This window comes from Streptococcus ictaluri 707-05, from assembly GCF_000188015.2.
Taxonomy (GTDB): Bacteria; Bacillota; Bacilli; order Lactobacillales; family Streptococcaceae; genus Streptococcus; species Streptococcus ictaluri.
The window spans coordinates 362,651-377,321 of the sequence record NZ_AEUX02000007.1 but is presented as its reverse complement, the minus strand read 5'-3'; the positions used below and the strand labels follow the sequence as shown (position 1 = coordinate 377,321).

Below are 14,671 nucleotides of genomic sequence, written 5' to 3'. Positions count from 1 at the left end.
ATTTTCCTAGTTTTTGTCAAATAAAATCATTACTTTTTACCAATTTTTCCTGTTTTTAGGTATCAAAAAAGAGCTAGACTAGATGTCCACCTCTTTTGATTTTATTATTCTACGCTCATCAAGAATGGGTAAACGGGTTGATCACCTTGATGGATTTCAACTTCAACATCCTCATAAGTATCTTCTAAGTAATCAGCAAGCTCCTCAGCCAACTCTTGGCTACCTTCTTGACCAACAAAGATACTTACAATTTCACTATCTTCATCAATCATCTTAGCAAAAGCAGCTTTTAGACTAGTCATCATATCAGGATTTGAGACTACGATTTTACCATCTACCATACCAAGGAAATCATTTTCGTGGATTTCAAGGCCATCGATGGTTGTATCACGAACAGCAAGTGTCAAACTACCACTAATAACATCGGATAGACTAGCTGTCATATCGGCCACATTCTCATCTAAAGACTTAGATGGGTCAAAAGCCAATAAACTTGTGAAACCTTGTAGAACTGTGCGAGTTTCAACCACAGCTGCAGGCACTTCTGCCACTTCTGCTGCAGATTGAGCTGCCATAAAGATATTTTTGTTATTTGGTAAAATAATAACATTCTTGGCATTAACAGCTTCAATCGCTTTTACAATATCTTCGGTTGATGGGTTCATGGTTTGCCCACCAGAGATAATATAGTCCACACCTTGTGCTTTAAAAATCTCTGCTAGACCATCACCCGCAACAACAGCAATTAAACCAAAATCTTTAGCTTCTGCTTTAACTTCTTTAGCATCTGTTTTTTGAACTTGAGCTTCATGCTGATTACGCATATTGTCCACTTTAATCTTGATTAATGAACCATACTTCAAACCTTCTTGCATGACAAGTCCTGGATCTTCTGTATGAACATGGACTTTAACAATCTCGTCATCATTGACTACTAATAAGGAATCACCAAGATTACTCAAATAGCCTTGAAACTCTTCATAGTTAAATTCTTTGACATAAGTTGGACCTTGACGCAAAGCCACCATAATTTCTGTACAGTAACCATAAGTGATATCTTCGGTTGTCACATGACCTACTACTGATTTGTGATGCTCAGCATTAATCATTTCAGACATATTAGCAGGAGTAGCCTTGAAGTCTTCTGAGGCAACATAGTCACCATTTAAGGCCGACATAAACCCTTCATAAATAAAGACAAGTCCTTGACCACCTGAGTCCACTACACCAACTTCTTTTAATACTGGTAGTAAGTCCGGTGTTTTTGCAAGAGCCCCTTTTGCACCATCCAAAGCAGCCTGCATGACTTCAATAGCATCATCAGTCAGTTCAGCTTTTTTTAGGGCAGCAGTGGCAGCACCGCGAGAAACAGTCAAAATAGTACCTTCAACAGGCTTCATAACAGCTTTATAAGCCACTTCTACACCCATTTGGAAAGCTTGCGCTAAGTCTTTACCAGTCAATTCTTCTTTGCCTTTGATGCTTTGACCAAAACCACGGAACAACTGTGATGTGATAACACCTGAATTACCACGCGCACCCATCAAAAATCCCTTAGAAAGGATTTGACCCACTTCACCAACAGTTGACGCTGGCTTATCGGCAACTTCTTTGGCACCGTTATCCATTGTCATGCTCATGTTTGTCCCTGTATCTCCATCTGGAACTGGGAAGACATTTAAGGAATTGACGTATTCTGCTTGTTTACCAAGACGAGTCGCTGCCGCTTGAACCATTTCTTGGAATAAGCTTGTTGTAATATTTGACACTAATTTTCTCCTACAACCTTAATATTTTGAACGTAAACATTAACCATATCTGCAGAAAGTCCGAGTTGACTTTCAAGGTTAAATTTCACACGCTCTTGGATATTTTTAGACACTTCACTAATCTTTACACCGTAACTCATTACCGTGTAAACATCAACAGAAATACCCATATCTGTTGATTTCACCACCACACCTTTAGCATAGTTTTCTTTGCGAAGTAGTGATTGAAAATTATCCTTTATCGCACTTTTGCTAGCCATTCCAACAACGCCAAAAATTTCCGTTGCTGAACTACCCACGACAGTTGCAATAACGTCATCGGATAGCTCAATTAGACCATCTTTTGTATTAATTTTTACAGTCATAGTTACTACCTCAAAAAGTTTTTATTCATCCTATTTTACCATAATCTAATGCCAATGTAAAAGATAAGGCAAATGAGGGTTTGGTTAGCTTTAACATGTAAAAAGAAAAAAGCCCTAAGGCTTATTTCTATTAGATGCGTTCTACTTTACCAGATTTAAGCGCACGAGCAGAAGCCCAAACTTTTTTAGGTTTACCATCAACAAGGATAGTAACTTTTTGAAGATTTGGTTTAACTGTACGTTTAGTTTGGTTCATTGCGTGTGAACGGTTGTTACCTGATACGGTTTTACGACCTGTAAAATAACATACTTTTGCCATTGTGATCTGTTTCCTCCTACGTAGAATATGTTTACGGATGTGCTAGCACCACATACCTATCCATTTTATCACAGCAAGATTTGTTTGGCAAGACTTTTTTCACTCTTCCCTTTGACTCTTTTTGATCCGCAAGTTGTCAAGTCAAGTGCAACCAGTTCATAGATAACTAGAGTTCCAGATGTTAAGCTGTTCGGGATAGCTCAAACAGGAATTTTGAGGATTGATATTGAAGAAGTCGTCTTGGGCGCTCATTGATGGCAGTAATATAATTGTCAAGTTCTTCAGAGGTTAGTGGATTAAGTGAGACTCCTTTAGGGACATATTCTCTGAGGAGGCCATTGAAGTTCTCGTTTTTTCCTCTCTCATGTGAAGAATAGGGATGTGCAAAGTAAACTTCAACAGCTTCTAAGTTTGAGAGTAAACTAAACTCAGAACCATTATCCGCTGTGATGGATGCAATAGGATACTGACTGATGAGATGCGTGACAGCACGGTTAATGGTTTGGGACTGCTTGTCTTCTAGCTTAACTCCTAGTGCATAGCGTGTCTGGCGCTCTACCAAAGTCAACATAACAGCTTCACCTTTGGTTTTCTTGCCGAGAACCAAATCAATCTCCCAATGCCCAAATTCAGAACGATCATTAATATATTCTGGACGTTCTTCGATAGATTTACCTAAAGTCTTCTTATTCGTCTTCATGACTTTCTTAGAACGTTTTCTGATACTAACCATCTTAGGCAAATCGATTGGTTTAATAGCTAATACCCCCTCTTTGATATAACGATAAATCGTTTTGGTAGAGGGGACGACTTCTTCAGGATGGTTCACTTTGTAAGTCTGACAAAACTATCCACACTATGGAGACGAATGTTAGCCGTCAAGGCAGATTCTAATTGTTCAATGAACCTAGCGGAGCAGTCATTCAACTTGAGATAAGAACTCTTTTGACGATTGGTTTCATAGACACGTTGCCCACTATCAGCAAAATAGGCGTTGAAGAAGGTTTGTTTTCCATTCTTATCCTTTACCTGTTCTACTGAACCACGTTTTATTTCTCGGCAGATTGTAGAACGGTGACGACCCAAGAGTCGAGCAATCTCAGCGGGTTTCTTTCCCATTTTAAGATAAGCAGCAATTTCACCCCGTTCTGTGGCTGAAAGATGAGAATAGGATGATTTTCTGGTAGAATTAATGTTGGACATGTTCATCTGCTTTCCATACTGAATTGGGGAATTCTAGTATATCAGACGAACATGTCTTTTTTGTTGCACTTCATTTTACAACGCGGGACTCTTTTTGATTTCCAACCTATTTGTCACCCTACTATTTATCTTTTTAACGTCCTAAGAGTTATTCGATTACTTTTCTGATTGAGCCAGTGCCTCTTTGGCTAGCTCAATTTGTTTTTTGACTTCTAAAAAACCTGTTCCTCCATAGGATTGACGCCGTTCTACAGCCCTTTTTGAATCCAGGCATTGGTAGATATCTTTTTCAATCAATGGACTAACTTGCTGATAAAGACTAAAAGGAATATCTTGCAAGTAGTAATCTTCTTGAACGGCTTTTAAAATGAGCTTGCCTACCATCTCATGGGCTTCTCTAAAAGGAATGCCTTTACTAGCTAGATAGTCAGCTAATTCTGTAGCATTAGAAAAATCCTTTTGTGTTCCAGCTAGCATTTTCTCACGATTAACAGTCATGCTCTCAAGCATGCCTGCTAAGACATCCATTGACACCATAATGGTATCAACGGTATCAAAGACCCCTTCCTTATCTTCTTGTAAGTCTTTATTATAAGCTAAGGGCAAGGATTTCATGACTGTTAATAAGGCAAAGAGATTCCCATAGACACGACCTGTTTTCCCACGAATCAATTCAGCTAAATCAGGGTTTTTCTTTTGAGGCATGATCGATGAGCCCGTTGAAAAGGCATCTGATAAGCGGATGAATTGATACTCATGTGAAGACCAATGAATGAGTTCTTCACAAAAGCGACTCATGTGCATCATTAGGAGACTAGCATTGGATAATAATTCAATTATAAAATCACGATCACTAACAGCATCTAAGGAATTGCTGTAACAGCTAGCAAATCCCATTAAATCTGCCGTCATGTGACGATTAATGGGAAAGGTAGCTCCAGCCAAAGCTGCTGCTCCTAAGGGGGACTGGTCTGCCTGCTCTAAGTTAAACTCAAATCGCTTATAATCCCGGCTAAACATTTGAAAGTAGGCTAGCAGATGGTGACCAAATGAGATGGGTTGGGCATGCTGTAAATGAGTGTAGCCAGGCATGATCGTCTCAACTTCTCTCTCAGCGATTTTTAGCAAAACCTGCTGAAGATTCCTTAATTTTGTTAATAACTGATGAAGACTATCCTTGACATATAGGTGCATATCAGTAGCTACTTGGTCATTGCGTGATCTGGCTGTGTGAAGTTTTCCTGCAACTGGTCCAATTTTTTGCGTCAATAAACTCTCAATATTCATATGAATATCTTCGTTATCACTGGTAAAAACCAAGTCTCCTTTTTCCCAATCCTTTAAAAGCTCTTCCAACCCCTCTTGAATCTCTTTAGCATCCGCTAAAGGGATAATACCTGTTTCTCCTAGCATTGTCACATGCGCTATAGAGCCTTTTATGTCATAAGGAGCTAGGCGTTGATCAAAATGAATCGAAGCACCAAAGTCTTCGACCCAGCCTTCTAAACCCGATTCAAAACGACCGCCCCAAAGTTTATGATTTTTATTAGTCATCATTATCACCCTTTGCTACTGTAGCTGTGTTTTATTAACTTGAGCATTGACTTGTGTTGGTAAGCCCCAGAGTTTGATAAAACCAATTGCCGCCTCCTGATCAAAGCTGTCCGCCGCTGTGTAAGTCGCTAACTTTTCGTCATAAAGAGAATTATCAGATCGACGTGCTACCACTTGAGCTTGTCCCTTGTATAATTTTACTTTAGTAATACCGTTAACCTGTTCCTGTGTTGCTTTGATATAAGCCATTAGAGCTTGGGTAGCCGGGTTAAACCATAAACCATTGTATATTAGCTGTGACAATTCATTTTCAATGATTGGTTTAAAGTGTGATAATTCCCTAACCAGCGTCAAATCTTCAATATCTTTATGAGCTGCTAATAGGGTTACAGCTCCTGGGCACTCGTAAATTTCACGAGACTTAATACCCACTAAACGATTTTCGACATGGTCAATTCGACCAACACCGTGGGCTCCTGCTATTTTATTGACCGTCAAAATCAAATCAGACAAAGCCATGGCTTCGCCATTGAGAGCTACAGGGACACCTTTTTCAAAATGAATATCAAGGTATTCTGCCTTATTAGGCGTTTCCTCAGGTGAAACCGTAATATCATACGCTTCTTCAGGCGCTTGATGCCACGGATTTTCTAAAACCCCACATTCATTAGCACGACCCCACAAATTCTGATCAACAGAGTAGGGACTATCAAGATCAGCAGGTACCGGAACATTATTGGCAATAGCATAAGCGATTTCGTCTTCCCTAGACCACTACCACTCTCTAACAGGGGCAATGACTTTAATATCTGGATCTAGTGCTGCGATGGCAACTTCAAAACGAACTTGGTCATTTCCTTTTCCTGTACAGCCATGAGCAATATAAGATGCCCCCTTCTCGTGAGCTATTTCCACTAATTTCTTAGCAATAACAGGACGACTTAGAGCTGAGACTAGCGGGTATTTTTGTTCGTAAAAAGCATGTGCTTGAAGAGCTGGTAAAACATAATCCGTCGCAAATTCTTCTTTGATATCAATAACATAAGAATCACTTGCTCCCACTCGTAAGGCTTTGTCATGAATAAAATCTAAATCTTTACCCTCACCGACATCCATACAGACAGCTATTACCTGATAATCTTCTTTTAAGCGAGCGATAGCAACTGACGTATCTAGACCACCTGAATAAGCTAATATTAATGTTTCTTTTACCATAATGACTCTCACTTTCAATTAATTAGTTTATATCATATTGTATATTTATTCAAAAGTCAAGTTTTTTGAATTTTTATTCCAGTTTTATTTTTTCATATCTTAAAACAAGCTAATTAAAAACATCTCATCCGCGGTTTTATAGGTTTTTAGCAGACTTTTTTTAGAGGAGTCAATCAAAACTCTTCTCTAGTTAGTAATAATTATTAGTGGCCATAAAATCACACTTAGCTTTTGATATAGAAAAAAACCCGCTTCAATAAGCGAGTCTTTATAATATCATAATGATATTAAGCTTTGTTTGCAGAACCAAATACGTCGATACGTTCTTCAACAGCTGCTTGAACAGCTTTCATACCTGGAGCCAAGAATTTACGTGGGTCAAACAATTTTTTAGCTGTGTATTCAGCTTTATTTGCTTCGTAGTTACGAGCAAATTCACGAGTTGCTTCTGTAAATGCAATTTGACTTTCAGTGTTAACGTTGATTTTAGCAACACCAAGTTTGATAGCTGCTTTAATTTGGTCATCAGGAATACCTGAACCACCGTGCAATACGATTGGGAAACCAGGTACAGCTGCTGCTAATTTTTCTAAGTGGTCAAGAGCAAGACCTTCCCAGTTTTCTGGGTATGGACCGTGGATGTTACCGATACCAGCAGCCAAGAAGTCGATTCCAGTTTCAACCATAGCAATAGCGTCGTCGATTGGTGCTAATTCACCTTTACCGATGATACCATCTTCTTCACCACCGATTGTACCAACTTCAGCTTCAACTGAAACACCTTTAGCATGTGCAATTTCAACAACTTCTTTAGTTTTAGCAAGGTTTTCTTCAACCGGAAGGTGAGAACCGTCAAACATGATTGAAGAGTAGCCAACTTCGATACATTCTAGAGCATCTTCATAATGACCGTGGTCAAGGTGAATAGCTACAGGAACAGTAATCCCCATTGATTCTACAAGGTTAGAAATAAGCGATTGACATACTTTATAACCACCCATGTATTTCGCAGCACCCATTGATGTTTGGATAAGAACTGGAGCTTTTTTAGCTTCTGCTGCACGCAAGATAGCTTGAGTCCATTCTAAGTTGTTAGTGTTAAATCCACCAACAGCGTAGCCGTTTTCACGAGCTGCTTGTACAAATTTTTCTGCTGAAACGATTGCCATTTGTAAGGCCTCCTCTTATTTTTCGGGGTCAACCCCCGTTTACATTGTTCATTTTAGCACAATTTTCATTAAATTTCCAGCACTTCACAGCTTAAAGCGTTTTCTTAAGTCATATTCTTCTCAATTGGTCAAATAATGTGGCTTTGAAAAACAAAAAAAGAGACAAAGCTCAGCTTGTCTCATCTTATGCGGAGAGAGGGACTTGAACCCTCACGACCTAAAGCGGTCACAGGATCCTTAGTCCTGCGCGTCTGCCAATTCCGCCATCCCCGCTACTCATTAGCAATATAAAATATTATAGCAACAATGAGTAAATCTGTCAATACTTATTGACTATATTTTTCTAAAAATCGAGCTATTTTTTCCTGGTATTGTTTAGGATTGGTTTCATAAGATTTGGCATGTTTTGCCTCCTTAACAATTAGCTTTTCTTTGGGACCTTTACTAGCTCTATAATTATCATAAATCATCTCTGTCGGTACAAATTTATCATTTCCCCCATGGATAAATAAGATAGGACGTTTATTTTTTGCCAATTGCTTAACAGCACTTGCTTCTCCATAACTAAAGCCAGCACGAATCTTTGAGAGAGCAGATACTTCATATAATAAAGGAAAGGCTGGTAAATTATACATATCCTTCGCCTGAAATTTGAGTTCATCCCAAACACTGGAATAACCACAATCTTCAATAATGTTAATCACTTGTTCAGGTAACTTTTCACCACTTGCCATTATGACAGTGGCTGCCCCCATTGAGACACCAAATAGTGTTATCTGACTGTCTTTATTTTCTGACACTAATAACTGCGACCACTTCTTAACATTTAGACGATCATTCCAACCATAACCAATAAGATTACCTTGACTTTCTCCGTGAGCCTCATTATCTGGCATCAAGACATTATAACCTAGCTCATGAAAGAGCATGGCGTATGGCTTCATGTCTTCTTTATCATTGGTAAAACCATGGACAACAATCGCTGTTTTGTTGCTCTGCTTAGCAGCAGGAAGATACCAAGCTTTTTGTTTGAAACCTCTATTCGTCATGTAACGATTTTCTTTAGGCAATTGATCAAAGGCTTTTTCAGAAGGATAAAGGGGATTATCAGTGCTTCTTTTTTTATTATTAATAAAAGATTTTTCTTCACGAACTTGAGCAACCCGGAAAAAATGGAAACTAGCTCCAACACTAGCTAAAGTCAATAAGAGCAATAATAAAAATAAATACTTTGAGATTCGAATTGTTTTCATATCAAATATTTTACAAGAAAACCCTCAAAAAGGAAAGCTCTATTACTCAAATAGATTCCTTTTAGAGGGTTGAATCGTTTTTTATCAATGGTTATTTAGTCATTTTATCAATGAGAAAGGTGACCTAAAGAAGAATATTTCCCATAATCGGTACCACTACTGTCACGATAACTCCGACAACAACTAGTGCGATAGACCCCATTGACTCTTCTACTTGTCCAAAGTCTTTTGCCGCAGAAACACCTAAGGCATGACCTGCGGTTCCAAGAGCTAATCCTCTAGCGATAGGATCTGTGATTTTAAAGAGATTAATCAATGGTTTCGCTAAGGCATAGATGACAACACCATTTAAAATACAAGCTAGAGAGGTTAACTCTGCTGAACCTCCCATTGCTAGAGAAGTTAGCATGGCAATAGCTGTTGTGGAAGCATAGAGGCCATAACTACTTTACCAAGATTAAATAAGGCAGACACCATGTAAATCCCATAAACTGCCACAATACTTCCTAAGGTAATGCCCTCCAATAATTTGAAGCCAATAATCTTTTAGGACTTGGCGTTTACGATACAAGGGAATGGCAAAACAAATAGTGGCAGGTTCCAAAAAGAAACTGATGATTTGTCCTCCTTTGTTATAGTCAGCAAAGCTAATACCTGTAGCGCTCAAGGTTGCAATCCCTAAAATCATTGCGACAAAAAGAGGAGCAAAAAGAAAGAAACCTTTGGTTTTTTTAAATAGGACCTGCCCAATGAAGAAAGTTCCAATGGATAAGAGGACACCAAATATAGGGGATACTTTTAAAATCGTCATATAGTCTGCCCTGATATCTTCCTCCTCTTAAGCTTATTTAGCTAATAATTTTCCTTGAACGATGGAACCTTTACCTTGAAAGGCTTGTTTAGTGACTAACTTGTGACCTGTTTCAGTAATAGGTTTAGTTTCTACTTGCATCAATAGTTGTGTCATCCATCCTGTACCTACTAATAGTAATAAGGTTGAAATGACAATTAAGGCAATGGTTAGGAAAAAGTGAGCTTTCAATAGACCAAAAGAATTGATAACTGAAATACCAGCCGGTACAAAGAATAACCCAATGTTGTTGACCAGAGCATCGCCGATTTTTTCAACCTGTTCCAATTTCAATAGATTAGTCGATAATGCCATAAACAAGAGAACAAGGCCAATAACAGATGCTGGCATTTTGATAGGAGATAAGAGTTCAATGATTTTTGAGATCATCACAATAGAGCCAATAACAACGCTTTGATAAATAACAGAGTAATTCTTTTTCATAGGTAGTCTCCTTTTCTATGTCTTTTGATGGTTTTAGTATAACGAAAAAAGAGCTTAAAAAGCTCTTTTTGGACTAAAACGTTCTCATGCTAGCGCCAAATGCATTTATCTTGTCTCAAGATACATTTTTAGAGTCCCACTTGCTCTTTAAACTGCTTCAGATAAGAACGACTAACAGGAACCTTGCCTCCATTTGACATGGTGACTTGATAGGTCTGATTAAACCAAGGCTGAATCTCTTTGATTTCATCTAAATTAATCAAATAACTACGGTGGACCTTAAGAAAGCGACTTGCCTTCAATTGTTTTTCAATAGCCCCTAGGCTAATGTGACTGGTATACTGCTTTTTAGCCGTATAAACAGTGGTTTCTTTTCCCTGCACCTCACAATAAACAATTTCAGAAAAGGGCAGCAAATAAATGCGCTCGTCTACTTCAATGGTTAAACGTTCCTTTTGCTGCAGCGATTCCTTAGAAGATGAGGATTGTTTATTAGTCAAAGCCAGCTGTGCTTTTTCAATTGCCTTTTGAATACGAGAACCCTCAAATGGCTTTAAAATGTAATCAAGGGCATTGACTTCAAAGGCCTCAACAGCATGATTATCATAAGCTGTCGCAAAGATAATCAAAGGTGGGTTGGAAACAGAACTCACGGTTTTCGCCAAATCCAATCCACTCTCATCAGTTAGATGAATATCTAAAAACAAGAGGTCTGGTTGCTGTGTAAGGATTAATTGTAGGGCATCTTCGATTGATTCTCCCTGAAAAATACTTTCGACCTGTTGGGTTTGCTCTAACAAAAAGGCTAATTCCATTCTTGCTAGGGGTTCATCATCTATAATTACGACTTTCATTTTTCCTCCTCCAATTGCTGTAAAGGAATAATCAAGGTAAAACAAGAACCTTCCTGACTAGACTTAATATCAAAGAAAGCTTTATCTCCGTAAAGGCTGATTAAGCGCTTATTCAAGTTTTCTAAAGCTGAGCCAGTCCCTTCTTGGGAGGCCACAACTTCCTTGCCCAAAGACTTCAATTTGTGTAGCTCAATACCTTGACCGTTATCTCTTACCACTAATTCGAGTTGTTTATCTCTTTTTCTTTGAGCCTCAACCCAGACCTTGTTATTAGATTTTCGGCCTACAAAAGCATGCTTTAAGGCATTTTCAACTAATATTTGAATCAAAAAAGGAGGGATAGTGGCACTTTTAAGATCTTCTGGAATAGTAATCATAATATCGTAACGATTAGGAAAACGCGCTTGCTCAATCGTCAAATAGGCTTCTAGGTGATTTAGTTCGGTCTCTATCGAAACCAGATTTTGACGGGTACTATTAATATTAGCTCTAAAATAATGACCAAGTTGCAAGAGCAAATGCCTAGCTTTTTCACTATCAAACCGCATCAAAGCCGAAATGGTATTAATGGCATTAAAGAGAAAATGCGGATTGACTTGCGCTTGCAAAGACTTAATTTCGGCATCTTTCAACAAGCCTTGCTCTAATGCCATCTGACCCAACTCCAGCTAAGATGAAAAGATATTACCTAACCCACTAGCCAGTTGCTCTTCCACATAGGTCAAACTCTCAGCATCCGTAAAGTACAATTTGAAGCTACCCACTACTTTTTTTCTGACAAATAATGGCACCACAATAGCAGCTTCCAATGGACAATCTGGATGACTGCATCCGATCTGAGACTTCTGTCTCACCACATGAATCTCCCCACTTTCAATCACCTGCTTGGAAAGATCTGTAATGATTTCTTTAGTTGGGATATGGTGATCGCTTGCTGCCCCCACATGGGCTAAAATAGAGTGACGATTGGTAACACTGACTGCGGACACGCGCATGAATTTTTTGATTTCAAGAGCGGCCTTTTGAGCCGATTCCTCTGTCAAACCTTGTCTAAAAAAGGGTAGGGTTGTATTGGCTAATTCAAGAACATCATGGGTCTGAATGGCTTTTGTACTCTCTTCCTGCCTAAGGGTTCCTAAAATAATAGAGAGAAAAATCCCTGTTCCCAAGGCATTTACAAATACCATTGGTAAAGCAATCAATTGGATCAAAGACCAAGCCTGTGCTTTATTAGGAATGAAGCATAAAATGCAAAGCATTTGAACAATTTCCATCAAAGCACCGCAAAGACTTCCCTGCCAAACCTGAGGGTAACGGTTATTTTTTAAACTCAATTTCCCAACTAATCCAGACAAGAGACCAATTAATAAGGAAGAAATGAAATAGGTATAAGGAGCACTTCCTCCTTGTAGCCATCTAACCAAGCCCGAGATTAAACCAACAAAGAAGCCAACAAAGGGACCTCCAATCAGACCTGACATGCCAATAGTTAACGTCCTTGTATTGGCAATAGAGGTGTGAGCAGAAAGATTGAGCAGCCCCCCGCTATCAAGCCCTAACTCTTGACCAACCAAGACGCCTGTAAAATTACTAATAATAGCAAAAATACTAAAGGTTAGAATCAAAATCCAACTTACCTTAGTAGAGGACCTTTCATACATCAATCCTTTATAAAAAGGGCTAATCATTAATAGATTAGCCAGCAAAATAATTAATCCTACTCTTTCCAGTAAGGGTAAAAATAGTGAAACCATGCTAGACCTCTTTCAGTATTTATAGGATAAATTCCTTTTTAACTAACAGACAAGGTGGACACTTTTTAGTGACTATTTTGAACAGCTGCCGTCACAAATGCTGTATACAATTCTTCAGGACGATTTGGACGACTTTGTAATTCAGGATGATATTGAGCAGCTACAAAGAATTTTTTATCTGGCAATTCAACAATTTCGACTAAACGATTGTCCGGTGAAACTCCTGAAAAAACAAAACCTGCTGCCTCAAATTGCTGACGAAAGGCATTGTTAAATTCGTAGCGATGACGATGACGACGTTGCACAACTTCCTGGTTGTTATAAGCTACAACTGCGCGTGATCCTGCTTTTAGTTTACATGGATATAAGCCTAAACGCAAGGTTCCACCCATATCTTCAATATCAATTTGATCACGCATAATATCAATAATCGGATACTTGGTGCTCGGATCTAATTCAAAAGAGTTAGCTCCTTCTAAAGCCAAGACGTGTCTGGCAAATTCCACACAGGTTAACTGCATGCCAAGACATATCCCAAGCATTGGCACATCATGCTCACGCGCATAACGAATCGCTTGAATCTTACCTTCTGTTCCGCGTTGGCCAAAACCACCTGGCACAATGATACCATCTGCTTTGCCCAGTAAGTCCTGTGCATTGTCTGCAGTTAAGTCATTCGCATTAATCCATTCCAAGTCAATCGCTGTGTCATTAACATAGCCAGAGTGCTTGAGTGCTTCAACAACGGATAGATAAGCATCTGGTAATTCAACATATTTACCAACCAAAGCAATTTTTGTGGTTTTTTGAAGTGACATGACTTTATCTACCATAGCTGACCACTCCGTCATATCAGCTTTTGGTGCCTCTATTTTAAGGTGGTCACAAACAATTTGGTCCATTGATTGGGCCTGTAGATTTAGAGGAATCTGATAGAGGTGTTCCACATCTCGAGATTCAATAACAGCTTCTGGACTGACATCACAAAACTGAGCTAGCTTATGTTTGATACCTTGTTCGACAGGTTCTTCTGTACGAATAACCAGCATATTAGGTTGAATACCTAAACCACGTAGTTCTTTAACAGAGTGTTGCGTTGGCTTAGTCTTCATTTCACCTGCAGCTCTCAAATAAGGAAGAAGAGTGGTATGAATATACATCACATTGTCTGAGCCCATATCTGATTTCATCTGACGAAGCGCTTCTAAAAATGGTAAGCTCTCAATATCTCCAACTGTACCACCGACTTCAGTAATAATAACATCAGAGTCCGTAGTAGTTGCAGCGCGCTTAATCTTTTCTTTTAAGGCATCTGTGATATGAGGAATGACCTGAACCGTCGCACCAAGATACTCACCTTTACGTTCCTTGCGAAGAACTTCACTGTATATTTTACCAGTCGTAACGTTAGAATATTTATTTAGATTGATATCAATAAATCGCTCGTAGTGCCCTAAGTCCAGGTCTGTTTCAGCACCATCATCTGTCACATACACTTCTCCGTGCTGGTAAGGGCTCATAGTACCCGGATCAATATTGATATAGGGATCAAATTTTTGAATAGTAACCTTTAAGCCACGGTTTTTTAATAATCGTCCAAGACTTGCTGCTACAATCCCTTTACCAATCGATGATACCACACCACCCGTTACAAAAATATACTTTGTCATAATACTCCTCTTGACTCTATTGTTTATTCTTATGAATAAGTAATTGTCTTATTTTTTGATTCTAGTCTGTACGCTTTGGGGTAATTTCCTGAGATAGAAAACAAGCGTTCGACTAAAACGAAACTTCTTTTGAAAAAACAAAAATAGCCCCCTATTAACTAGGGAGCTTTACTCGACCTCTTAAAGAGGTGCCCGAATAATAATATAAACTATAATAGGCAGTTTGTCAAATCCAAAGAATTAGAAAAGCAT

The 14,671-nt window shown here is 38.7% G+C and carries 9 protein-coding genes, 1 tRNA gene and 4 pseudogenes; all 14 read right to left on the bottom strand.

Going from position 1 to position 14,671, the window contains the following annotated elements:
- Nucleotides 1-104: 104 nt before the first annotated feature.
- Nucleotides 105-1,769, bottom strand: a complete 1,665-nt coding sequence (locus STRIC_RS09635) for a DAK2 domain-containing protein (RefSeq protein WP_008089818.1) — start codon at nucleotides 1,767-1,769, stop codon at nucleotides 105-107.
- Nucleotides 1,769-2,134: an Asp23/Gls24 family envelope stress response protein gene (locus STRIC_RS09630; protein ID WP_008089968.1), complete on the bottom strand. Its 366-nt coding sequence runs from the start codon at nucleotides 2,132-2,134 to the stop codon at nucleotides 1,769-1,771. Before STRIC_RS09630 ends, STRIC_RS09635 begins: the two co-directional genes overlap by 1 nt.
- 130 nt (nucleotides 2,135-2,264) lie before the next feature.
- A complete protein-coding gene (gene rpmB / locus STRIC_RS09625) occupies nucleotides 2,265-2,453 on the bottom strand; it encodes a 50S ribosomal protein L28 (RefSeq protein ID WP_002982870.1) in 189 nt (62 codons plus the stop codon).
- Between the two features lie 181 nt (nucleotides 2,454-2,634).
- Nucleotides 2,635-3,656, bottom strand: a pseudogene (locus STRIC_RS09620) (IS30 family transposase).
- A gap of 156 nt (nucleotides 3,657-3,812) precedes the next feature.
- A complete protein-coding gene (gene argH / locus STRIC_RS09615; RefSeq protein ID WP_008090226.1) occupies nucleotides 3,813-5,210 on the bottom strand; it encodes an argininosuccinate lyase in 1,398 nt (465 codons plus the stop codon).
- 15 nt (nucleotides 5,211-5,225) lie between these two features.
- Nucleotides 5,226-6,425: pseudogene (locus STRIC_RS12205) on the bottom strand (argininosuccinate synthase).
- A 287-nt stretch (nucleotides 6,426-6,712) separates the two neighbouring features.
- Nucleotides 6,713-7,594, bottom strand: coding sequence for a class II fructose-bisphosphate aldolase (locus tag STRIC_RS09605; RefSeq protein ID WP_008090106.1), 882 nt, complete (start codon nucleotides 7,592-7,594; stop codon nucleotides 6,713-6,715).
- Nucleotides 7,595-7,781: 187 nt separating this feature from the next.
- Nucleotides 7,782-7,867 (bottom strand) — tRNA-Leu (locus STRIC_RS09600).
- A 53-nt stretch (nucleotides 7,868-7,920) separates the two neighbouring features.
- Entirely contained in the window at nucleotides 7,921-8,847 is a 927-nt protein-coding gene (locus STRIC_RS09595) for an alpha/beta hydrolase (protein WP_008090273.1), read from the bottom strand.
- A gap of 124 nt (nucleotides 8,848-8,971) precedes the next feature.
- Nucleotides 8,972-9,658 (bottom strand): annotated as a pseudogene (lrgB, locus tag STRIC_RS09590) (antiholin-like protein LrgB).
- 33 nt (nucleotides 9,659-9,691) lie between these two features.
- Nucleotides 9,692-10,141, bottom strand: coding sequence for an antiholin-like murein hydrolase modulator LrgA (lrgA, locus tag STRIC_RS09585; protein ID WP_008090087.1), 450 nt, complete (start codon nucleotides 10,139-10,141; stop codon nucleotides 9,692-9,694).
- Nucleotides 10,142-10,269: 128 nt separating this feature from the next.
- Nucleotides 10,270-10,995, bottom strand: coding sequence for a LytR/AlgR family response regulator transcription factor (locus STRIC_RS09580; RefSeq protein ID WP_008090022.1), 726 nt, complete (start codon nucleotides 10,993-10,995; stop codon nucleotides 10,270-10,272).
- Nucleotides 10,992-12,749 (bottom strand): annotated as a pseudogene (locus STRIC_RS09575) (LytS/YhcK type 5TM receptor domain-containing protein). Before STRIC_RS09575 ends, STRIC_RS09580 begins: the two are co-directional and overlap by 4 nt.
- A gap of 65 nt (nucleotides 12,750-12,814) precedes the next feature.
- On the bottom strand, nucleotides 12,815-14,419 hold the full coding sequence (locus STRIC_RS09570; RefSeq protein ID WP_008089680.1) for a CTP synthase: 1,605 nt from the start codon (nucleotides 14,417-14,419) through the stop codon (nucleotides 12,815-12,817).
- Nucleotides 14,420-14,671: the final 252 nt, after the last annotated feature.